This window comes from Planococcus sp. A6 (genome assembly GCF_028823615.1).
Classification (GTDB): Bacteria; Bacillota; Bacilli; order Bacillales_A; family Planococcaceae; genus Planococcus.
Genome location: NZ_JAPEHT010000053.1, coordinates 1 through 22,669 on the forward strand (window position 1 = coordinate 1; position 22,669 = coordinate 22,669).

17 protein-coding genes and 1 pseudogene are annotated in these 22,669 nt (G+C 50.6%); 8 read left to right on the top strand and 10 right to left on the bottom strand.

Annotated elements, in window-relative coordinates; translation table 11 throughout:
- On the bottom strand, positions 1-1,102 hold a 1,102-nt coding region (locus ON064_RS09570; protein WP_274624578.1), incomplete at its 3' end, for a Na+/H+ antiporter NhaC family protein.
- Positions 1,103-1,306: 204 nt separating this feature from the next.
- Here ON064_RS09570 and ON064_RS09575 point away from each other — a divergent pair.
- The 3 genes from ON064_RS09575 to ON064_RS09585 all read left to right on the top strand — a co-directional run bounded on the left by ON064_RS09575 (position 1,307) and on the right by ON064_RS09585 (position 3,854).
- Positions 1,307-1,843, top strand: coding sequence for a dihydrofolate reductase family protein (locus tag ON064_RS09575; RefSeq protein ID WP_274624579.1), 537 nt, complete (start codon positions 1,307-1,309; stop codon positions 1,841-1,843).
- 105 nt (positions 1,844-1,948) lie between these two features.
- Complete coding sequence (gene mgtE / locus ON064_RS09580) at positions 1,949-3,295, top strand: magnesium transporter (protein ID WP_274624580.1); 1,347 nt, start codon at positions 1,949-1,951, stop codon at positions 3,293-3,295.
- A gap of 145 nt (positions 3,296-3,440) precedes the next feature.
- Entirely contained in the window at positions 3,441-3,854 is a 414-nt protein-coding gene (locus ON064_RS09585) for a DUF4395 domain-containing protein (protein WP_274624581.1), read from the top strand.
- A 52-nt stretch (positions 3,855-3,906) separates the two neighbouring features.
- Here ON064_RS09585 and ON064_RS09590 read toward each other — a convergent pair whose 3' ends face one another.
- The 6 genes and pseudogenes from ON064_RS09590 to ON064_RS09615 form a co-directional block, all read right to left on the bottom strand.
- On the bottom strand, positions 3,907-5,184 hold the full coding sequence (locus ON064_RS09590; RefSeq protein WP_274624582.1) for a glutamate-5-semialdehyde dehydrogenase: 1,278 nt from the start codon (positions 5,182-5,184) through the stop codon (positions 3,907-3,909).
- Positions 5,185-5,213: 29 nt separating this feature from the next.
- The gene (gene proB, locus ON064_RS09595; RefSeq protein WP_274624583.1) at positions 5,214-5,984 is read right to left on the bottom strand and encodes a glutamate 5-kinase; all 771 of its coding nucleotides are present in this window, start codon (positions 5,982-5,984) and stop codon (positions 5,214-5,216) included.
- A gap of 538 nt (positions 5,985-6,522) precedes the next feature.
- Entirely contained in the window at positions 6,523-7,557 is a 1,035-nt protein-coding gene (locus ON064_RS09600; protein WP_274624584.1) for a hypothetical protein, read from the bottom strand.
- Positions 7,558-7,741: 184 nt separating this feature from the next.
- Positions 7,742-8,377 carry a DUF4352 domain-containing protein gene (locus ON064_RS09605; protein ID WP_274624585.1) on the bottom strand — a complete coding sequence of 212 codons (636 nt, stop codon included), beginning with the start codon at positions 8,375-8,377 and terminating at the stop codon, positions 7,742-7,744.
- 22 nt (positions 8,378-8,399) lie between these two features.
- Positions 8,400-9,838: pseudogene (locus ON064_RS09610) on the bottom strand (alkaline phosphatase).
- Between the two features lie 143 nt (positions 9,839-9,981).
- Positions 9,982-13,077, bottom strand: coding sequence for an efflux RND transporter permease subunit (locus ON064_RS09615; RefSeq protein WP_274624586.1), 3,096 nt, complete (start codon positions 13,075-13,077; stop codon positions 9,982-9,984).
- A gap of 98 nt (positions 13,078-13,175) precedes the next feature.
- Here ON064_RS09615 and ON064_RS09620 point away from each other — a divergent pair, with 98 nt between their 5' ends.
- Entirely contained in the window at positions 13,176-14,027 is an 852-nt protein-coding gene (locus ON064_RS09620) for a TetR/AcrR family transcriptional regulator (RefSeq protein ID WP_274624587.1), read from the top strand.
- A gap of 26 nt (positions 14,028-14,053) precedes the next feature.
- Here the strand turns inward: ON064_RS09620 and ON064_RS09625 are convergent, their stop codons facing one another.
- Together ON064_RS09625 and ON064_RS09630 are read right to left on the bottom strand one after the other, a co-directional pair.
- Positions 14,054-15,127, bottom strand: coding sequence for a branched-chain amino acid aminotransferase (locus tag ON064_RS09625; RefSeq protein ID WP_274624588.1), 1,074 nt, complete (start codon positions 15,125-15,127; stop codon positions 14,054-14,056).
- A gap of 115 nt (positions 15,128-15,242) precedes the next feature.
- The gene (locus ON064_RS09630) at positions 15,243-15,857 is read right to left on the bottom strand and encodes an NUDIX hydrolase (RefSeq protein WP_274624589.1); all 615 of its coding nucleotides are present in this window, start codon (positions 15,855-15,857) and stop codon (positions 15,243-15,245) included.
- A gap of 152 nt (positions 15,858-16,009) precedes the next feature.
- On the opposite strand from ON064_RS09630, the gene ON064_RS09635 reads away from it, so the two are divergent.
- On the top strand, positions 16,010-16,768 hold the full coding sequence (locus tag ON064_RS09635) for a purine nucleoside phosphorylase YfiH/LACC1 family protein (protein WP_274624590.1): 759 nt from the start codon (positions 16,010-16,012) through the stop codon (positions 16,766-16,768).
- 454 nt (positions 16,769-17,222) lie between these two features.
- Here the strand turns inward: ON064_RS09635 and ON064_RS09640 are convergent, their stop codons facing one another.
- Positions 17,223-20,336: a DEAD/DEAH box helicase gene (locus tag ON064_RS09640; RefSeq protein WP_274624591.1), complete on the bottom strand. Its 3,114-nt coding sequence runs from the start codon at positions 20,334-20,336 to the stop codon at positions 17,223-17,225.
- A 160-nt stretch (positions 20,337-20,496) separates the two neighbouring features.
- On the opposite strand from ON064_RS09640, the gene ON064_RS09645 reads away from it, so the two are divergent.
- The 3 genes from ON064_RS09645 (at position 20,497) to ON064_RS09655 (ending at position 22,640) form a co-directional block, all read left to right on the top strand.
- Entirely contained in the window at positions 20,497-20,946 is a 450-nt protein-coding gene (locus ON064_RS09645; protein ID WP_274624592.1) for an SRPBCC family protein, read from the top strand.
- Between the two features lie 27 nt (positions 20,947-20,973).
- Positions 20,974-21,732, top strand: coding sequence for an SDR family oxidoreductase (locus tag ON064_RS09650; RefSeq protein ID WP_274624593.1), 759 nt, complete (start codon positions 20,974-20,976; stop codon positions 21,730-21,732).
- A gap of 371 nt (positions 21,733-22,103) precedes the next feature.
- Positions 22,104-22,640: an ECF transporter S component gene (locus ON064_RS09655; protein WP_058382354.1), complete on the top strand. Its 537-nt coding sequence runs from the start codon at positions 22,104-22,106 to the stop codon at positions 22,638-22,640.
- Positions 22,641-22,669: the final 29 nt, after the last annotated feature.

Consider the following 22,669-nt stretch of genomic DNA (forward strand, 5'->3'; position numbering starts at 1 on the left):
CCGACGCCACAGTCGCCGCGATCAGGCTGCCAGCTGTTTTTGCCAGCATCAAGATCTTCGTGACGATCGATTTCAACATCCCCGTATGTTCCAACACCCCGCCGAAGGTCATGGCGAAAATCGTTAAGGAAATAACGAACATCATCGAATCGATTCCGCCTCGATTGAATAAGGAATCGACCACTTCGTTGCCGGACGTGATGACATAGCCGTCATGCAGCGCATTGACCGCTTCTGCGACGGACCCGCCCTGCACCAAGATGTGGCACAGCCAGCCGAGCACGATGCCGATGCCGAGCGCCGGAAGTGCTGGCACTTTCTTCATCACCAATACGATGACCGCCAAAGGCACAAGCAAGAGCCACGGCGAGATGACGAAATTTTCTTCAAGCGACGCCAGAATCGTGTTGATATTGCCGCTGTCGACCGCATTTCCGGCAAACTGGCGGCCAAGGAAAAAGTAAGCGCCGAGGGCAATGATCATGCCTGGGATAGTCGTGTAGATCATGTGGCGGATATGGACAAATAAATTGGTGTTCGTAACCCCTGCCGCCAAGTTGGTCGTGTCCGATAGTGGTGACATCTTATCGCCAAAATAAGAACCCGAGATGACCGCTCCAGCGACCATCGCCGCCGGAATTCCCATACTCGCGCCGATGCCCATGCCGGCGATGCCTACGGTGCCCATCGTCGACCAGGAACTACCGATAGCCCCAGCAACCAGTGCACAGATCAAACAGATCGTAACAAGGAATAATGACGGCGTAATGATTTTCAAACCATAATAAATCATCGTCGCTACAATCCCTCCGCCGATCCATGAAGCAATGATCATGCCTACCATGATGATGATGACTAAAGCCGGAAGCGCGAGCCGGATGCCTTTATAGGCCCCTTCTTCGATCATATGCCAGCGGTACCCCAACCGCCAGGCAATGATGACCGCAATTGTCGTGCCAAGAAGCAAGGGAATATGCGGGCTTCCTTCAAAAATGATAATCGTGACAGCCATCGCCGCCACCATGAAAATCAGTGGCAGCAAAGCCAGCCAAAAGGGTACTTCAATCTCCTGCTGTTTCGGACGTTTCTTCTCCTCTTTCATGTTCTTTAACCCCTTTGTAAAAATGGAATGAATGCTTGTATTTATTTTGCCACTATACTGATTTCATTACCACATAAATTTTCAGATTACATAGACTTTTCGGAATTCGGAATAGTTCACAGCAGGATTCTCCTAGACCCGTCCCGAAATGTAAAGTTATTGCCTAGGCTTCCGGCATCCAGTTATGGAAAGGGGACGATGACCGTGGGAAAATTGACTGTTTCGATGTATATCACACTTGATGGCGTCATGGAAGAGCCGTCATGGACTGCCGTCTATTGGGACGATGAACTCGCCCAGTTTCAATTGGACCAGCTTTACAATAACGATGCCTTGCTGCTCGGGCGCATCACGTATGAGGGATTCGCTGCTACTTGGCCGACTGCTGAAGATGAACATGGCTTCGCGAAAAGGATGAACGAGATTCCGAAATACGTCGTTTCACACACGCTGAAGCGGACCGAATGGAATGCGCGCCTGATCAACCACGATTTCGTAGAGGAGATCAAAAGACTGAAGAAAACCGGGCAGCGCTTGCTCGTTTACGGCAGCGCAGAACTCATCGATACCTTGATCGAACATGATTTGGTCGACGAATTGCATTTGATGACTTTTCCGCTGCTATTGGGCGAAGGAAAAAAACTGTTCCGCGACGGCGTATCGCCAAAAGCATTCAAATTGCTGAAAAGCTTTTCGACCGACCAAGGCGTCTTGATCGCCAATTACGCGCCTGAACGTTAGCGGTTTTTAAAACTGGCCACCGCGCTTGCCCGCTTCCCTTTTGGGGAATAAAGAACAGAGGACCTACCTTAACAGAGCCTCCCCGAAAGGAGCTGCCGTCTTGCGATGACAGAAAACGAAATCACTTTAGCATTGATCCAATCGTTAAAAGACGGCCGGGCGCAAGATTTCCAGCACATACTCGATGAACTGCAGCCTTACGATGTCGCCGTCCAATACCGTCATTTGCCGGAAAAGCACCGTGAGCGCTTCTTGCTTCATCTGACGGTCCGCCAATTAACCGAGCTCATGCAGGAGCTTCACCGGAACGATCAAGTCCGCTTGCTCGAGCGGATGTCGGTCGACCAGTCGACCAAAGTGCTCGACTTGATGGACAATGACGATCTCGTTTCCCTATTGTCCGATTTAGAACCGACGATGATTGAAGAGCTTCTGTCGCGCATGAACCGCGAAGAATCTTCCTACATCCAAAAGACCATGAATTACCCGCCGGAAACCGCGGGCCGCATCATGAACAACCGCTACGTCTGGATCCCCCGCCATTACACGATCCGTGAAGCGATCGATAAAATCCGCGATTTCGCTGAAATTGCCGAGTACTTGAACTATTTATACGTCGTCGATGACGACAAGAAACTGCTCGGTGTCGTCTCCTATAAAGATTTGATTCTCGGCGAACTCGATGAACAAATCGACGATGTCATGTATACACGCGTTGTTAAAGTCGACGCGCTGACGGACCAGGAAGAAGCGGCAGCCATTATCGGGCGCTACGACTTCATCACCTTGCCGGTCGTCGACACCGAAAACCGGCTGCTCGGCATCATCACAGTCGATGATGTCATCGATGTTGTCTTGCAGGAAGCGAATGAAGACATTGAAAAGCTTTCCGCATCCGGTAAATCGATCGATTTCCAGACCCCGCCTTTCGTCGCCGCTTATCGCCGGTTGCCTTGGCTGATTTTGCTGTTGTTTATCGGGTTGATCTCCGGCGGCATCATCAGCCGCTTTGAAGACACTTTGCAGACAGTGGTTGCCTTAGCGTTCTTCATGCCGATGATTGCCGGCATGACCGGTAATACAGGCACCCAGTCGCTCGCAGTCGTCGTGCGCGGATTGGTCGGCCAACAGCCCGACAAAAAAGGTACATTCAAGCTCATCTTGCGCGAGTTATGGGTCGGCATCATCATCGGCGTCACGTGCGCTGTCTTGATTTTGCTGATCGCCTATATTTGGCAGGGAAGCCTGGTGCTTGGGGTGGTCGTTGGCAGTTCGCTGCTTTTGACATTGATCATCGGGACGCTCGCCGGCACCATCATCCCGCTCATTCTATACCGCTTGAAGATAGACCCAGCTGTCGCATCAGGACCGCTGATCACAACCATCAACGATATTTTCTCGTTGCTCATTTATTTTGGCCTTGCTTCGCTGTTCATCTCTCGTTTGATGTGAACAGCGTTTTTTTTTGAGCTTTTTTCTTTATTCCGAGTAATCAACTATGTATAATAAGGCTAAACTTTATACAACTCTTTTCTTCTACATCCACATCGGCTTGTTCCTGAGCCGATCGTCCATAAAAAAATCGGAGGGATTCCAGATGACCATTCCAAAACCGCTCGTCCAGCTCAATCAAGCATTTCTCGTCGCCACAGTACTAGCCGGGCTCATCGTCCATACATCTTTCTTGCTTTTGCCATTCGCCATTGGAGTCGTCACTTTGGTCACAAAGAAAAATCCGCTCATCACATTCAGCCGCCGATTTTTGCCGAATCCTCCGAGCAGCTATCCACAAGAAGACCGTGACCAGCAATTGTTCAACCAATGGATCGCCACGGTCTGCCTCGGGTTCGCGCTCATCTTTTTAGCAGCCGGCCTTCCGCTTGTCGCTATGGTATTCGGAGCTATGGTCATCATCGCTGCCGGCGTGGCGCTTATGGGCTATTGCATCGGCTGCACCGTGCGCTATCAGCTGATGATGTGGAAACACCGCCGGGCAAAAACGGATTATTGATCGCTCTTTATAAATGAACAGAAAAAAGCGGAGACCGCAGTCTCCGCTTTTTTTATTTTGTTTGGCCATTGCCTTTGATGATGTATTTTGTTGATGTCAATGCTGGCAAGCCCATCGGCCCGCGTGCGTGGAGCTTTTGCGTGCTGATGCCGATTTCGGCGCCGAAGCCGAATTCAAAGCCGTCCGTAAAGCGCGTCGACGCGTTATGGTAGACCGCTGCTGCATCCACTTCCGTGAAGAACTGCTGGACGCTTTCCGCATGTTCCGAAATGATCGCTTCGGAATGCTTCGTGCCGTACTGGTTGATATGCTTGACCACTTCATCTACGCTTCCTACCGTTTTCAGCGCGAGTTCATAAGCCAAGTATTCAGTACCCCAATCGGCTTCTTCGGCCGGGATGATGTCGCTGCCTGATTGCTGCGTCTTTTCATCGCCGTGGATTTTCACGTCTTTTGCCTGCAAGGCTTCAACCAATTCCGGCAGATGCTGCTCAGCCCATTTCTCGTGCACGAGAATGGTTTCGCAGGAGTTGCAGACGGATGGACGCTGGGTTTTCGCGTTTAACGCGATATCAATCGCCATGTCCTTGTCCGCCGTCTCGTCGATATAGACGTGGCAATTGCCTGCGCCTGTCTCAAGTACCGGTACGGTCGAGTTCGCGACGACCGTCTTGATCAAATTGGCGCCGCCGCGCGGTATTAACACGTCCAAATAGTCGTTCAGCTTGAACATAGCAGAGGCCGCTTCCCGGCTCGTATCTTCCAACAACTGTACGGCATCGACCGGCAATTCGCTTTGTTCGAGCGCGCGGTGGATGACCGAAACAATCGCTGTGTTCGAGTGGATCGCTGTCGAACTGCCGCGCAGGACGACCGCATTGCCGGTTTTCAGGCAAAGGCTCGACGCATCCACCGTGACGTTCGGGCGGGCTTCGTAAATCATGCCCACCACGCCAAGCGGTACGCGCACTTTGCTCATGTCGAGGCCATTCGGCTGCTGCCAATGCTCGAGCACTTCACCGACCGGGTCTGTCAGTTTGATCAATTGGATCAGCGCATCCGCCATATCTGCCAGACGCCCTTCATCGAGCTTGAGGCGGTCGACGAGCGATTCACTCATGCCGTTTGCACGCCCAGCTTCAATGTCCTTTAAGTTTTCCTTTAAAATGAAAGCTTTTTCAGCCATCAATTGTTTAGAGATGAGTTCTAACGCTTTATTTTTCAGGGTGGTGTCGGCTTTTGCGAGTTCCCCCGCTGCCGCTTTCGCTTTTTTCGCTTTCTGTACCAGTTCTGTCTCCAAAGCTGCTTCCTTTTGAAGAACTTCTGTCATCCAATCTTCTCCTTTCGAATTTCCGTGCCTTATGCCAATTCTTTGACGGGTTTTGCAATATACGTTCCGTCGCCGTTTCCATTCATGATGCCGACCAATTTTTCATTGCCTTCTCCTGTGCCGATGAATACATCGACGCCGAAGTTATGGGCTGTTTTCGCAGCTTCCACTTTCGTTTTCATGCCGCCAGTTCCGACATCGGACCCAGCACCGGATGCAGCTTCCATCAATTCATCCGGAATATCCTTCAAATGGGTATATCTTTCAGCGGATGGGTTGGTCTTCGGATTATCGGCGTAAATACCATTGATGTCTGTCAGAATGATCAATTGATCAGCGCGCACAAGCCCGCTGACAAGAGCCGACAGCATATCGTTATCGCCGAAGGTCAATTCCTCGACCGCTACCGAATCGTTTTCGTTGATGACCGGCATCATGCCGCGCTCCAATAATTTTGAAATGGTATCGTCCGCTTTTTGGTACAAGTCTTTCGTCAACAGCAACTGTGCAGAGACGATATCGAAGTTCTTGAATTCCGTCGCATACGCTTGTGCAAGCAAGCTTTGCCCGACGGCTGCCGCTGATTGTTTGTCGACGACCGTATCCGGACGGGATAAATACCCCATGCTTGTGCATCCAGCTGCAACCGCGCCAGATGAGATCAAGATGACGTCATGGCCTTCTTCTTTCAAGCGGGCCAACGCCCCGACGTGTTCACGCAACTTCGTGATGGACAATTTACCGTGGCTGTCCGTCAATGAGCTGCTTCCTATTTTCACTACTATTCTTTTCTTTTCCATTGTTGCAGTCACCACCCGATTTTGATTATTTAATGAGCTCTCCCATTACGATCAAAAGCGGAAGAACCCGGTCTCCGTAAAACGCTTTACAATGGCTGACTTTCGTTGTCTGATAATAAGAATTATTATGCAATCAAATGCATTTTAAGTCAACTATTAATTTCAAAGATACTTATAAAACGGTTACCGGAACTTCATCCCTTGCATAAATATGAATATTTATACAAAAAGGCATGTTTCCTCATAAACCATTTTCAGTTCCGGAGATGGCGGCTGCGCTTTCTTCGCCGGCTAAATTCCAGTCGGCAACTGATCGCCTGCAACACGCCAATCACAAGTAGCAAGTGTAACATAACCAGAGGGTATATCAAGTTCCGAGAGGGGATTTCGCCTCATGAAAGGGCTTTCATTTCATATATAAAATAGGCATAAAGACATATTTGAGAATTCACAAAAGCCCGCACCACAAGGGATACGGGCAAAACACGTACAAGTGTTGCTATTTCATTCTAAAGTACCACTATATGAAATTCCTTTTTCAATTAAGCGGCGCGTCACTTTTCCCGCGCTTGGCGGCTCGCCGGTATCCTTGTATAATATCGCTCAACGCCCCAACGATCATGATGACCAAGATGCCCCCGAAAATCCATGTGAGTGCACTGGATCCGCCAAATGTATCCGTGAGGAACTGGCGGAACTCCGGGTTGAGCAATTCGGAATTGACGAAGATCAAGATGAACACAAGTACCGAAACTGTTTGCACTGCGGCATTGAATGTGGCCAACCGGTAATTCCAGTAGCCTACGCGCCATTGCCAGATAGCGAGCGACAACTCCAAAACGATGACGAGTGCAATGAATGGCCAATACGACAACAGTACGTCCTGGTTGAATATTGCCATTTGGAAGCGCAAGCCTTCCCCATCGTCAGTGTAGATCCCGAGTACTTTATCGGCATTGAAATAAACCGTCGTCCAGATGACCATCCAAATTAAACTGCCGAAGATCTGGCTTTTCGCCACTTTCGCCTCAACCGGCTCGATCAGCGACTCCTGCCCGCCCCATTCTTTCAAGTCATCAGGCGTCCATTCATCCATCGTCAGCCCGAGCGGCGTCTCCACGCCTGATTTATCCGACCAGTCCATGACGGCAACGACGAGTGTGATCCAAAACAAGGTTTGCATAATGGTATTGAAAATCGCGCTGATGATGTTGCCGATCAATGAACCGAGCACTGTTATCAGCGTCTCGTCCTGGCCGATTCCAGAAACGATGCCGACGATCGTCACGACAATGAGCGTGATAAGAACTGCCAACGGAATGACCAGCCTTAGTAAACGGACGTACAAGTCGAAATAGCGCGGGCCGATCAAATAGCGTCTCACTTTTCCGTAATGCTCCGCCATGAGTGCCGGATGGCCGAATTCCTGGAGCACAGCTCGCTCTTCGCTTTCGGTACTTTCTGCTGTGAGCCGTTCCGATAATTTTCTTCTCAAGTCTTTTTCCGCTTCCTGGCGTTTGTCTTGCGGCAGCCGTTCGAGCACTGCGCGAATATACCGTTCACTCAGTTTCATAACCCCATCTCCTTTTGAGGCAGCCTATTATTAACTCTATCATGAAGGATTTTTCTGGAAAATTCAATATAACAATCAGATTATTCCGATATTTAAATTCACTTTGGTTTCCTCTTTCTACGACAAAACCCGGCTGTCTGGTCAATAGCCGGGTTTTGTTTCTTCTATTGAAAAACATGTTCCATCAATCGAGCTTGATCGTGACGGTTTGCGCAGGTGCTAGCAACTCTCCATCCGTAGCGAATAGCTTACTGGTGGTCAATTTAATTTCTTGTGTCCCATCTTCCACAATGAAGCCGACATTCCCTGATTTTACTTCTCCAGGTTTCAGCCCTTCATTCAACGACTCTAAGTACACATCGTCTTCCCAAGTCTTCACTTCGCCGCTTTCTGTCTCGATCAATGCGGCTGGCGCAAAATTCACTTCTTCGCTAGAAGTATTATTGATCTCAACAAAGAACTTTGCCAGCTCGAATTCCTGGTCATGCGTGTAGGAATGATAGAAATCGATCAGGCTATAATCCGGGGTGTACTGCAGCAGCTTCGCTTCATGGATGGTCAGCTCAATATCGCCGATCTGCACCGTGCGAGCTTCCATATCAGCCGCCAATAGCTCCAAGCCGCCTTTCGCATCACGCGCCTTCTGGCCAGGCTCCTGTAAACGTCGGTCGTCGCTCACTTGCGGGCTGAGGACATATTGATCCGTGTACTCGGGCGCTTCCGACAAAGACGCTGCGTTCGCCGTCCCGTGTGCTGTCTCATCCTGGCAGCCCCATAACATTGCCAATGGGACGAGCAGCCATGCTAATCTCGCTTTCATCCAATCCGCTCCCTGCTATCGTTTATTGTTTGTCGTCGATCGTTACGTCCGCGCCCATCAAGTCGAAGATGATGCCGGCGTGATCGGTATTGTCCAGTTGCCCTGCAAATTTCTGGCTCGCAGGCCCGTAAGCATAAACCGGCACATCTTCTCCGGTATGGCCGCCAGTTGTCCAGCCCGTGTGCGAACGCTTATCGAAAATGCGCTCGATGGCGTTATCGATGTCCAAGTATTCGCCTTCGTCGGCTGCTTTTTTGACAGAAGCGATTTCTTCTTCAGTCAAGTCCAAGTCAATATAGCATTCCAAGGTTTCCTCTACGCCAGCCCCTTCTGCAATCTCAGAAGCCATGAAATCCGGTGTCCGCTGTGCAGCGAGAATTGGCTCCGCGAACCAATTATAGAACCGCCTGTCGAGTGGTCAGCCGTCGCCACAACCAATGTATTTTCATCTTGCTTGGCGAATTCGATCGCTGCCTGGAATGCACGGTCGTAATCCTCCATCTCGCTCATCGCCGCGACGATATCGTTGTCATGGCCTGCCCAGTCGACTTGGCTGCCTTCCACCATCAAGAAGAACCCGTCCTCGTCCTGTTCCAAGCGGTCGATCGCTGAACGCGTCATGTCTTCAAGAGACGGCACGCTGTCTTCCCGGTCGATCATTTTCGGCAACCCGCCTTCTGCAAACAGCCCGAGCACTTGCCCGTCGTCATTTGCGAGCAGTTCTTCTTTCGATGTCACATAGCCATAGCCGGATTCCTGGAATTCTTCCGTCAAATCGCGGTCCGTGCGGTCGAACAGTTTAGTGCCCCCGCCGAGCAAGACGTCGATTTTATGTTCACCGTCGATGCGCTCATCGAAATAATCATCAGCGATGGCGTTCATGTTGCGGCGGCTGATGTCGTGCGCGCCGAATGACGCCGGTGTCGCGTGGGTAATTTCAGAACTCGCGACAAGCCCGGTCGCTTTGCCTTGTTCTTTCGCCGCTTCCAGAACGGTTTTCACTTCCGATTCATCGTTATCCACGGAAATTGCATTGTTATAGGTTTTGATGCCCGCCGCCATGGCTGTCGCGGCGGCAGCCGAATCGGTGACGTTTTGATGTGCATCTTCCGGATAGGTCATTTGCTGTCCGACCAAATAGGAATCGAACGACATTTCATCCGCGAAGCGCGCAGATGGATCATCCTGCAAATAACGATAAGCGGATGTATAGGACGTGCCGACGCCATCGCCGATCAGGAAAATGACGTTTTTCGGTGCATCTTTATCTTTATCTTTGCCTTTCCCTTTTCCAGGATTTTTGTGTTCTTTATGTACTTCGGCTTTGCCATTCCCGTGCGCTTCAGCTGGTGTAGACGCGGTAAAGCTCGTCACGGCAACCGCTGCCACCACGGCAACTGGAACAAGTTTCTTCATTGATTTTCGGATCATCTGGCATTCCTCCTCGTGTTTGTTGACCATCGCCAGTGTAGCGGAGGAATATTAAGGAATTGTTGAGGGCGTGTATGGAATTTGTTAAAGGGATTCTATTTCCCGGGAAATAATTTCGGGGATATTTTTAAATTAAAAACCGGCCCCCATTAAGGAAGCCGGTTGTGTGCCGATCAATCTTCGTGATCGACGAGTGATTTGTTTTTCTGGAATTTGCGCAATACTTCATAGACGACCGGCACAACAATAAGTGTCAGCAAGGTCGAGGACAATAAGCCGCCAATAACGGTGATCGCCAAGTCTTGTGAGACGAGGCCACCGCCACCGCTTGAGAGAGCCATTGGAATCATGGCGCCGATTGTGGCAATGGCCGTCATGAGGATCGGCCGCAGACGCGTCGTTCCTGCTTCAAGCAAAGCGTTGCGCACCGTCATGCCTTCGCGTTCCATATGGATGACGCGGTCGACAAGGACGATGGCGTTCGTTACGACGATCCCGATGAGCATGAGCAGCCCCATCATGACCGATACGGAAATCGTTTGGCCGGTTACATATAGGCCGACAAATGCACCGATGACCGCAAACGGCAGCGAGAACAGGATGGCGAATGGCGCAAGCCCGCCGCCGAACGTCACAACCAAGATGAAGTACACAATCGCGATTGCCGCTGCCATCGCCAGGCCAAGCTGGGTGAAGGTTTCATTGATATCCGCTGTCACGCCGCCGGTTTCTACCGTCACGCCTGTCGGAAGATCGAGTTGATCCACTTTTTCCTGGACGGCCGCACTTGGCGCAGACACGTCATTGCCCGTTACCGTGCCGGAAACAGTCGCATAATAAGCGCCTTCCGAACGGCTCAAGGTATTCAAGGTGGTGCCTTCTTCGACTTCGACCAATTCGCCGACAGTCATCATGGTACCTGCAGCTGTTGGCACAGACGTCTCCAGAAGCTCTTCAAAAGTCGCTGCGTCTTGCTGGGCATCACGCTGGACAATGACTTCAAGTTCGCCGCCGTCTGTATTGACGGTCGTCAGTACTTCGTTTTGGCCCCCGCCGGACAAAGCCATCGCGACTTGTCCCGCCGTCAGGCCATATTGGAGAATTTCCTGCTGTTCGATGCGCAAAGTATGCTCGACATAAGGATCTTCCGCGTCGGAGGTCACTTCTTCCAAGCCGTCGACATCGCTCATCGCGCCTTCGACTTGTTCGACGGTATCCAACAAGTCATCGAGGTCTTCGCTGTACAAGGTGTACGCGACTTCACTCGATGCCGCCATGCCGCCGCCCATCATATCCTGCTCGCCCCACTCGCCTGACTGGTCGAGTCCTGCAAGATAGTCAGTAACTTCGCTGCGGGCTTCTTCGAATTCATCGACTGAAATCGAATCATCAAAGATCAAATACAATAATGCACCGTCTCCGCCGCCCATCATCATCTGGGCCATATCGGCATTGGCTGAATCGTTGATCGATAATTGGAGAACGTCGATATCTTCGCGTTCAAGCAAGTCTTGCTCGACCGCTTCGATGTTCTCGACAGTCTCTTCCTGCAACTCCCCTGCGGAAGGGGAATACGTGATGTACATCATTTTCTCGGTTTGCGAGCCGAGGAACGAGAAGCCGATCAACGGTGTCAGCGCCAAAGACCCCGCGAGCAACACGACTGCAATGATCGATGTGATCCACTTATGGTTCAAGGACTTCTCAAGGAATGAACGGAACCAAAGCGCCAGCTTTCCGACTTCTTGATGCTTGGAAGCCGTTTTCTCACCGTATAGCTTCTTCTTGAAGAAACTATGCGACATCGCCGGCACGATGCTGACCGCCACTGCAAGCGATGCGAGCAATGCAAACGACATCGTGAGTGCGAACGGCAAGAACAACTCGCCGACCATTCCGCCGACAAAGACCAGCGGCGCAAAGACTGCAATCGTCACAAGCGTCGACGACAAGATCGGCTTGAACATTTCGATCGTCGCCGATTGGATCAATTTGCGGCCGGATAATTTCTCTTCTTTCAAATGCATGCGCCGGTAAATATTCTCGACGACGACAATCGAGTCATCGATAACCCGGCCGATCGACACGGTAATGGCACCTAGCGTCATGATGTTCAAGGTGATATCGAGCCAGTTCAACAGGAGCAATGCCACGAAAATGGATACGGGGATTGAGACGATGGCAATGAGCGTCGAACGGAAATCACGCAAGAACACCAAAATGATCAGCACGGCGATCAAGCCGCCAAACAAGGCTTTTTCCACCATCGCGAAGACCGATTCCTCGATCGGTTCGCCTTGATCAAGCGTAATATCGACGATCAAGCCGTCCACTTCGCTTTCCAAATCCGCCATCAAGTCTTTTACTTCATTGACCACAGTGACCGTATTGGCTTCCTGGCCTTTGACGATTTGAATCGCAATGGCATCTTCACCATTGGTCCGGGAAATCGACTGCACTTTCCCAACCAGTTCCACATCGGCAAGTTCAGACAAGGCGACAAATGGTTCTGGGTTGTCTTCTGAAGGCGTCACGGGAATCAATAAGTCCTCAAACTCTTCAATAGAAGCAACCGAACCGTCGATATAGACCGCTTCTTTGCCTTCTTCAAATTCACGAAGGCCGAGCGACAAGGCAATATTGCTCGCTTCGATCATCTGCTGGATGTCCTCTTCCGTCACTTCACGGGCAGCCATTGCCGCTTCATCGTATGTCAGATGAATTTCTTCGACATGCTGTCCGGTGACAGTCGCAGACGCGACGCCATCAATTTTTTCGATCTCCGGCAAAATGGCCGTTTGGACACGGTCCGTCAATTCGACAATCGATTCCGTCTCACTGCTGACAGATAGTGCAACCACCGGGAACATATTGAGGCCGATCGACATGATCGACGGAGTCTCCACTTCCTCAGGCAAGTTTACGCCGTCGACTGCGGATTCGAGTTCCCGCTTTTTCTCATCCATATCGACACCGTAATCGTATTCGATCTGGATTTGGGAAACGTTTGAAGAGGAATTCGAATAAACTGCTTTGACATCTTCCAGGCTTTCGACTGCCTGTTCGACAGGTATCGATACCTCTTCCATCACCTGTTCAGGTGCAGCACCTGGGTAAACCCCCGAGACGATTAAATAAGGAATCGAAATATCGGGAATCGACTCCATCTTCATTTGGGTTGTTGAATAAATGCCGGCAAAGGTTACAATTAAAGTCAACAGCCACACGGCAAATTTGTTTTTCAGAACAAAACGCACGAATCCTTGCACACAAATTCTTCCTTTCTTTGACGAAATCCGGTTATTACTCTATATTAATGACCGATTGGTCAAGCGTCAAATAAGTAAGGGGAAAAGAGGAATCAAATATGTCAAAAAAGCAACAGATCCTGGAATCAGCGCTTCAACTCTTTGCTGAAAACGGCATCGAAGCTACGTCTGTCCAGCACATCACTCAAGAAGCAGGCATCTCTAAAGGCGCGTTCTACTTGTCTTTCCCTTCAAAAGAGTCATTGATCAAAGAAATCATCGATTCATTCATGAAAGGCTTTGTCGCTGATATTGACCGAGTAGTCAATAGCTCGAAAAAACCTGACGAAAAACTGCGCCTCTATTTTCTCGCCCATCTGGCATTGCTCGAAAAGCATGCGGATTTTGCCAAAATCTACGCACAGGAGCCGATGCATGCCCTAAACGAGGAAATTTTGGAGAAACTTATCCATTACGATACGTGGATCGACCGTTCGCTGCTGTCGTTATTGGACGAGTTGTATGGCGAACAGCTTCAAGGCCGCCGCTATGACTTGCTCATTTCCATCAAAGGCTTCGTGCGGATTTATTCGCAACTGGTGTTGTTCCATCCATATCCGCACGATATCGAAAAAATTGCAGAGCTCCTCGTCGAAAAGACCAATGTGCTGGCCACCTACTCCACTACGGCTTACCTGACAGAAGAGATGGTCGAATTGCCGATGCCTGGCCCCGAGGAAGTGACCACCGAAGAAAAATTGCTGTCGGTAATCGCCGAGTTACTGGAAGACGGACAGCACCCGCCGCTCATGGCCGAATCGTTCTCGCTGCTTGCCGAAGAGCTCCAGTTGGAAACGCCAAGACGCGCGATCCTCCACGGCTTGCAGGCCAATATCTACGATTACGCTCCTGCCAAATGGCTATCATATCTATTAAAGAAATACGAACAGAAAAAAAGCCCGGACAATTGATGTCTGGGCTTTTTACTTACGCTGATTTAGTTGATTTCCACGGTCCAGTCGAGTGTGTCTTCGACTTTGCCCGTCTGGATGCCAGTGATTGTGTCGTACAGCTTTTGTGACAATTCACCGATCTCGTGGTTGTTGATGATCATTTTCTGGCCTTGCCAATTGAGTTCGCCAACTGGGGAAATGACCGCAGCCGTTCCCGTCCCGAAGACTTCTTCGACTTTTCCAGCTTGGTACGCTTCGTAAAGTTCATCGATGGCCATGCGTTTTTCCGTTACCGGAACGCCCCACGAATTCAACAGCTCAATGATCGACATGCGCGTGATGCCTTTCAAGATGCTGCCGTTAAGCTCAGGGGTAAACACTTCCCCATCAATTTTAAAGAAAATGTTCATGCTGCCCACTTCTTCAATATAGCGCTTCTCGACGCCATCGAGCCACAACACGTCCGCATTTCCTTCTTTCTTGGCATTCGCTTGCGCCTGGTAGCCGGAAGAATAGTTCCCGGCCGTTTTTGCCATTCCCGTGCCGCCTTTGACTGCGCGCGTGAACTTGTCTTCGACATGGATGACAACTGGCTGCAAGCCGCCTGGGAAATAGGAGCCGACAGGAGACAGGATGACCATGTATTTATATGTAGACGATGGCCCTACTGCCAAATTGGCATCCGTCGAGATGATGTACGGGCGGATATAAAGCGACGTGCCCGGTGTTTTCGGCACCCAATCTTTTTCGAGCTTGATCAATTGCTTCAGGTGCTCAAGCGCCAAGTCTTCGTCGATCGGCGGGATACTGAGGCGCTCACTCGACAAGTTGAGGCGCTCAAAGTTCTTCTCAGGACGGAACAGCAATACGCGCCCGTCTTCTGTGCGGTATGCTTTCATGCCTTCAAAAACCGTCTGCCCGTAATGGAAAATCATCGCTGCCGGATCCAAGGAAATCGGACCATAAGGCACGATTTTCGGTTCATGCCAGCCTTTCTCCGTTTGGTATTCCATGATGTACATATGGTCAGTGAAAGTTTGGCCGAATGGAATCTGGTCTTGCGCCGGCTTGTCTTTCTTCGCAGTGTTCTCGATTACTTCCAATTGATAAGTCGTCATGGTCATGTCCCCTTCTTTGCAGCTTTTTTATTTTCACAATTTCGAATAATTATACACACATTTCCACGTACTGAAAAGGCTGTTCATCAAATTCACCAAATATCGGCCAATCGGCTCAGCGGATCAATTCCATGAAATGCATGAGAATCTTCGCCGTTAATCCCCAAATGACGCGGTCTTCGTATAAATAGAAGAATTCATCCACTTGCCGCGCACGCCAGCTGTAGTTTTCGCCGCCGGCAATCAAGTCATACGGAAAACTTTCCTCCGGCTGGATATCGAAATCGATGCGGTACACGCGCGGCTCATTATCCAGGAAGAATTGAAGCGGTACTGTGAAGACCGTATCGACTTCTGCTTCATTCGGCACAAAATCCGTTTCAGGGTCGATAAAGCCCGCAAATGAATAAACAATCATGCCGAACGGCGAGACGATGTAATCGAGTGGAAACACATTGCTGATCGCCTCTTTACGGATGCCGAGCTCTTCCATCGTCTCACGCAAAGCTGTTTCTTCTTCATCTTCATCTCCGCGGTCAATGCGCCCGCCTGGAAAACAAATTTCCCCCGGCTGACGCCTCATTTCAAACGAACGTACTTCAAATAGGATATGGACGCCGTCTTCTTTTTCAATCAATGGGAGAAGAATCGCATATTTCGAGAAATCCCGGTTGCCGAGTACTTCCGGCACCCGCCCTTTGACTTTTTCCAAAATCTTTTCCGGTTCCATGCCATCACCTCGACTTTCTTTTTCCTATCTTACCAAATAATCGATGGGACCGGCCTTTCAATCGCTCCGGAAAGATGAAAAATCCGAATTCTCTTGCCATCTATTGGCGAACGCGGGGCGCCTTCGCTACAATGGGAGCGGAGGGGATAGACGTGAACCGAAAAACATATATCGACAACGATTCCTATACTGCGGGCATGACCGTAAAAGACCCGCAGGCAAAGGGTGGCAATAATTTGGCGCTGCACGCCGGAACCCATCGCGAGCATTCTCTCGAAAACCGGGAAGCCTTGCTTGCTACACTTGGCTACAGCATCGATGAACTCGTATGCGCCAATCAAACCCACAGCAATCGTTTCCGAAAAGTGACCCATGCGGATGCAGGCAAAGGCGCCCGCATTTTGGACGATGCAATTGCGGATACCGATGCGCTCTATACGCGCGACACAGACCTTGTTCTCTCGAGTTTTGCCGCCGATTGTGTGCTGGTAACTTTCTATCACGTAACAGAAGAGTTAGTCGGCGCCGTGCATTCTGGATGGCAAGGCACCGTAAAAGAACTTGTGCCGCGCTTGTTTGCCCATTTAATCGCCAATGAAAACTGCGCGCCGGAAGCATTCCGCGTCCAGATCGGCATGGCACTCAGCCAGGAGAAGTTTGAAGTGGATGAAGACGTCTACGTGAAATTCAAAGCACTCGGCTACGCAGATCCGTTCATCGAATTCAATGAAGAAACCGGGAAATACCATATCGACAACCAGCTCACGGTCAAAACCCAGCTGGAACGCGCAGGCATTCCAGCCGAATATATCGACACCGACCGGAGTTGCACCTTCAAAAGTCCAGACGGCTTCTCCTACCGCGAAGACAGACAATGCGGCCGCCATATGGCTTATATCGTCAAGAAATAGCAAAAAGCTCTTCCGCGTAGGGAGAGCTTTTTGTGTTTTGAGAGTATATGCGATAGCTAAACTTCTTTGTTTTTGTGAGCAATCACTGTTCATTCATCACATAAATAATCGCAGCCTCGCTTGGGGTTGAGCTTTCGCAATGAGCCAGAAACCCGCTGTCTCATTACTTCGCTTCACCCGTATGCGCGAGGCTGCTTTTCGATTTCATTGAATTAAATATGTGCAAGAGTAGCTGCTGCTTTGCTGTTCACATGCTGGAACTAAGCTTATAAGAGGTATTTATCTCTTTACTACTGTAAAAGCGGTTGTTGGATCTTCTATAAAACTCCTGAAGGCTAGACACTTTTTCATTACCTGTAAAAGAAAAGATTGAGAAAACGGCATTTATGCGACAAGGAAGTTCGATTTCCGCCCGAAGCACAATCCACTCCCTATATGAAGATCTACAGTTCATTCAAATCATCAAAATCTCCCGAATATCCTCTTCACTCATCGACTGTACGGCTTCTGAACCGGATTGAATCATCTCATCCACCAAGTCCTGTTTGCGCAGTTGCAGGTCGTACATCTTCTCTTCAATCGTCCCCTTCGCCACTAAGCGCAGCACCTGCACTTCCCGCTTCTGCCCCATCCGGTGCGCACGGTCCGCAGCCTGCTGTTCGACGGCCGGGTTCCACCACAAATCATACAAGATGACCGTATCGGCCCCCGTCAAATTGAGCCCGGTCCCGCCCGCTTTCAAGGAAATCAAAAACAAATCCTCTTCGCCTTCGTTAAAGCGGTCGCATAATTCCACGCGTTCTTTCGGCGGCGTCGAACCGTCCAAATAGAAATACGACCTTCCTGAGCGCAACAGCGATTGCCCGATGAGATTGAGCATGCCCGTGAACTGCGAAAATACCAGCACGCGGCGGCCCGTCAAGCGAGCCTCTTCCAAAATCTCCAGCAATTGCTCGAACTTTGCCGAGCCCCCTTTGTAATCTTCCACAAACAACGACGGGTGACAGCATAATTGCCGCAGGCGCGTCAATCCCGCAAGAATGCGTATGCGGTTTTTGCGCATGCTATTGTCGCGCAAATGCTTCAGAGCTTCGTGGCGCAGTTCCGCAAGATACGCCGTGTACAGTTTCTTCTGCTCTTCGTGGAGTTCCGAATGTTCGATGCGCTCGATTTTTTGCGGCACTTCGCCGAGCACTTCCGCTTTCGTCCGGCGCAATAGGAATGGCCGCACACGCTTGGCGATATCGGCGTTGCGCAGTTCAGCAAACTGGCTGCGGTCCGGAAGCAGCGCCGGAAAGACTACGTTGAAAATTGACCACAATTCATCAAGCGAGTTTTCGATCGGTGTTCCGGTCAAGGCAAAACGGTGGCGCGCATTCAATTCTTTGACAGCTTTGGCGGTTTGGGTCGCCGGATTTTTAAAAGCTTGCGCTTCATCGAAGAAAATCGTATGGAAGGCCCAGTCTTTATAGGCGCCCCGGTCCATCCGCAGCGCCGGATAAGAAGTGATGTACACATCACCGGGCTTGTTCAAGGCTTGCGTGCGCTTCGCTTTCGGACCATCGACGATGACCGTCTGGATGTCCGGTGCAAAACGCTCGAACTCGGCTTGCCAATTGTACATGAGCGAAGAAGGCGCAACGATCAGCGCCGGCTCATCACTCTTGCGGATGTCTTCTAGCACCGATTGCACGAAAGCAATGCTTTGGACGGTTTTTCCGAGTCCCATCTCATCTGCCAATATGCCGCCGAACCCATATTTCGCAAGCAGGCGGAACCAACTGAATCCGCGCTTTTGGTAATCCCGCAAAATGCCTTCAAAACGTTCCGGCAATTGTTGTGCTTGTATCCACGGATGGTGCAGCTCTTTCAACAAGCGCGCAAATTCCGTTCCGGTCTCCGATAATTCATGCTGTTCGAGGCTCCCGGCAAGCCGCATGCCTTCCAGCAGCGGGATGCGCTGGACGCGTTCAAAATTATCTTCATCGATGTTCATGACCGCCAGATATTCCTCAAACGCCGCCATACCCGGCGTTTCAAGCGACATTAACGTACCGTTAGGGATGCGGAAATAGCGCTTTTTCTCCCGAATGGCGCGAATAATGCCCCGCAATTCTTCTTCCGGTATGCCCCCGAGATCAAAGCGGAACTCCAGCCAATCGGTCCGGTCTTTCGGGAGATTGACACGGATTTTCGGCCCCGGCAAGGTTTTTTGGATGCGCATTTTCACCGAAGTCGTGGCATAGACCTCGAGCCATTCTTCGAGCAGCGGCACTGTATCGTAAAGGAAATCATATTCCGCTTCTTCGTCCTGGAGATAAAAACCGCCATCCGTTTTCGTCAGCCGCCCCGACGCCATCAAGTCCATGATGGCCCGTTCTTTTTCGAGCTGGCGGAACACGCCAGGATACTGCCGATAGGTTCCGTCGGGCTCTTCGCACGGATTGATGATGAGCTGTCCGTAATGAAATTCAAGTCCTGCAAGCAGTCGGCTGCGCACGCGATCGAGATACAGTTTCGCGCGCAGCGGCGTTTCCCCGATTTTCTCAATCGCGTTTTCAGTCACGATGACCGGACCGAGCTTTTCCAACCCCGGCAAGACGGCTTTCATCATATGGGCGACTTGGCTTTCCTCGACCGCCAGCTCCTCGCCTGCCCCTTGCATCAATTCCTGCAAGCCTGACAGACGCTTCATATCGGCTGCGGCCGGCTGGACGATTGATTCTTCCGTCAAGGCGACGCCGTATTTCGGAAAGATTTGCAGTCGCTCCAACCCGCGGACGATCAAGCGGTATCCGCTAGTGCCGTGGTCCAGCCGAAATGACACCGGCAGTGTATCCGTTACGTGAAACGGCAGCACTTCGCCGAGCGGATTTTCGAATTTAGCGTGCGTTATTTCGCGAAGCAGAGGCAATAAGCGCTCCCAATCGCTTGCGGACACGAGCAATTTTCCGTTTTCATCCGGCCGGGGATTGCTTTTATCGAGCACTTGAAGCAGCTCCAGGACCGGTTGTTCGAGTGCATGGCGGCTTGGGTCGTATGGAATCGCTGCAGTCTCCTCGTATTCGCCATTCGACAGGGCCGAGATGAAACGCAAGGGATCCCAGATATTTTTCAAGATTGCCGTGCCGCTCCTGAACGTCAGTGCCAATTGTCCTTTGCCGCCGCTGCGGATGGCTGCTTCGACGTGATACGGCACGCGCCGGTCGAAGCGATGCAACCGGGCAGAAGGCTTGTCGTCTTCTTCAAACAAGCCGAACATCTGCTCAGCTAGCGGGCGCTCCCGCCGGCCAAGCTCTTCCGCGGCGATCATCACCGCTGCAATGTGATGGCAATATGTATGGATAAACCCGACAGGCGGGCAGCTGCATTCCGCCTGGATGGTCCCAGCTTGTGAGCGGGTCAGCTTGACGTGGAATGAACTGCGCCCTTCGACGACAGCTGTAATGGACTGGGCATTGGCTTCTGTAATGTTGACTTTTCCGGCCATTTGAAACGCCTGGCCTTTTTTATAGGCAGCCTGGCCGCATAATTTGCGGATGTGTTTATCGCTGATCCAAAATTCCATAGCGGCCCCTTTCTTCTGCGTGATATTGTCTTACTTTCATTATCCGGCATGCTGCGTTCGTCTTCAAGCGGAGGCGCTTTACACAGGCAGTGCTTTAGACTTATAATAGACTTAATTTTCAGATATTAATTGATAGCTCGATTCTAAGGGGGAGATCGCAATGGCCACTGCCCATCAAAGCATATTCATTCAAGCACCGATCGATGAAGTGTTTCAGTTCGCCAAGAAGCCCGAAAACTGGACGAGTTTCTACAATCATTTATCTAAACCGGAAAAAATCGAAGGCTCCGGCGAAGCGGGCACTGATGTTGAGACGGTGTTTTCCATTGTCGGCTTACGCTTTCCAGTGACGATCAATGTGGTTCGCTGTGAACGCAGCGGCGATGAAGGATTTTGGGAAGGCATCATCACCGGCAGCTTTATCGCCCATCAAAAGAGCTATTATCGCTCGATGGACGGCGGAACGGAAGCTGTTTTCGAACTGGAGATCGATTTGCCCGACAGTGCTTTCGACCGATTCACCGAACGTCTAGTCTACGACCGGCTGGAGCGGAATACTCTCCGCCATACCCTGGAAAATCTCAAAGCGGCTTGTGAACTGGAGCGTTAAAACCTACTTTCTGAGAGGATGAATCAAATGAGACTAGAAGGAAAGGTCGCGATTGTTACCGGCGCAGCATCTGGCATAGGAAAATCGATTGCCTCCTTATATGCGAAAGAAGGGGCAAAAGTCGTCATTTCCGACATCAACCAGGAAGGGGCCGATGCAGTCGCAGAAGAGATTAAATCAACTGGCGGTAAAGCGATTGCTATCGCATGCAATGTAGCGAAAGAACAAGACATCCAAACGCTGATCGACAGCGCTGTCGCCGAATACGGCACCCTCGACATTCTCGTCAACAATGCCGGCATCATGGATAATTTCGAAGCTGCCGCGGATATCGAAGACGATAGCTGGGAGCGTATTTTTTCCATCAATACGACAGGGGTCATGCGTGCCACGCGAAAAGCGCTGAAAGTCTTTCTTGAAAAAAACTCCGGCAATATCATTAATATTGCATCTGTTGGAGGGTTGCAAGGAGCGCGAGCCGGCGCCACCTATACCGCCTCGAAGCATGCCGTTATCGGCTTCACGAAAAACACCGGCTTTATGTATGCCAATAGTGGCATCCGCTGCAACGCAATCGCACCCGGTGGCGTAGAGACGAATATTGGTTCGACAATGACCCATATCAGCGAATTCGGCATGGGCCGCACACAGCCCGGAATGGCGGTCAATCCGCGTATCGGCAAGCCCGAAGAAATTGCTTATGTCGCTCTGTTTCTTGCGTCTGATGAATCGAGCTTCGTCAATGGGACTGTCATCACTGCGGATTCCGGGTGGACTGCTTATTGAACTAATAGAAAACCCGTATGCCGAATTCTGGCATACGGGTTTTTTTGGCATTAAAAAACACCCCGCATAAATGCGGGATGTATCGATAGCTGCGGCGTATCAGGCCACGCTCCACAACGTGTTCCGTAAAGGAATGCCTGTCCGTCTTATGCAGCTTAGCTCATCGCGTAGTTAACAATAGCCTATGTGCCGATCCCTGTCAACTCGAAAAATCCGAAGCCTCTCACTCTTCTTTCAAAACTGACCCCTAAAAATTATTCGGAATTGATACTTTCAACTAGGTCAATTCCTTGCTACAGTAGTTCAAAACTACATGGTATCGCTGATGGGCCTTGCGCCTGGTGGATGTCCAAGAAAGAAGGAATCGTTTCATGCAAAAAACTACGACTTATTCCAGTTCCAAAACTTATGATTTGATCATCACTTCGATGCTCATCGCACTTGTTTTTGTCGCGACGATGCTGCTCAATATCCGCTTGCCGATCGCGGCAAATGGCGGGCTGGTCCACCTTGGCACAACGATGCTATTCACGGCAGCCCTGTTGTTCGGGCCGAAAAAAGGCGCCATCGCCGGAGCTGTCGGAATGGGGCTCTTCGATTTAGTATCCGGCTGGACGCTGTGGGCACCGATCACCATCATCGCTCGCGGCTTGCAAGGTTACTTGGTCGGAAAAATCGCTTGGTCTGGCGGGCGCGGCGGCGAAAGCCTTGGCTTCAACATCCTGGCTGCTGCACTATCCATTCCGGTCATGGTCGCCATCTACTATATCGGTGAAGCGATCATCTTCAGCAGCTGGATCATTCCGGCAGCTTCCATTCCAGGAAACCTGGTGCAAAACGCAGTCGGTTTGGCACTCGCCATCCCTGTCGTAGCCGCGTTGAAGAAAACACCTTATTTCAGAAATTAATAAAATGCCGCTCCTGAAATTTCAGGAGC

Excerpts from the sequence above, each read along its gene's own strand:
- mgtE (WP_274624580.1), top strand. The coding sequence starts at position 1,949 with ATGACAGAAAACGAAATCACTTTAGCATTGATCCAATCGTTAAAAGAC.
- ON064_RS09585 (WP_274624581.1), top strand. The coding sequence starts at position 3,441 with ATGACCATTCCAAAACCGCTCGTCCAGCTCAATCAAGCATTTCTCGTC.
- ON064_RS09590 (WP_274624582.1), bottom strand. The coding sequence starts at position 5,184 with ATGACAGAAGTTCTTCAAAAGGAAGCAGCTTTGGAGACAGAACTGGTA.
- proB (WP_274624583.1), bottom strand. The coding sequence starts at position 5,984 with ATGGAAAAGAAAAGAATAGTAGTGAAAATAGGAAGCAGCTCATTGACG.
- ON064_RS09600 (WP_274624584.1), bottom strand. The coding sequence starts at position 7,557 with ATGAAACTGAGTGAACGGTATATTCGCGCAGTGCTCGAACGGCTGCCG.
- ON064_RS09605 (WP_274624585.1), bottom strand. The coding sequence starts at position 8,377 with ATGAAAGCGAGATTAGCATGGCTGCTCGTCCCATTGGCAATGTTATGG.
- ON064_RS09620 (WP_274624587.1), top strand. The coding sequence starts at position 13,176 with ATGTCAAAAAAGCAACAGATCCTGGAATCAGCGCTTCAACTCTTTGCT.
- ON064_RS09625 (WP_274624588.1), bottom strand. The coding sequence starts at position 15,127 with ATGACGACTTATCAATTGGAAGTAATCGAGAACACTGCGAAGAAAGAC.
- ON064_RS09630 (WP_274624589.1), bottom strand. The coding sequence starts at position 15,857 with ATGGAACCGGAAAAGATTTTGGAAAAAGTCAAAGGGCGGGTGCCGGAA.
- ON064_RS09640 (WP_274624591.1), bottom strand. The coding sequence starts at position 20,336 with ATGGAATTTTGGATCAGCGATAAACACATCCGCAAATTATGCGGCCAG.
- ON064_RS09645 (WP_274624592.1), top strand. The coding sequence starts at position 20,497 with ATGGCCACTGCCCATCAAAGCATATTCATTCAAGCACCGATCGATGAA.
- ON064_RS09650 (WP_274624593.1), top strand. The coding sequence starts at position 20,974 with ATGAGACTAGAAGGAAAGGTCGCGATTGTTACCGGCGCAGCATCTGGC.
- ON064_RS09655 (WP_058382354.1), top strand. The coding sequence starts at position 22,104 with ATGCAAAAAACTACGACTTATTCCAGTTCCAAAACTTATGATTTGATC.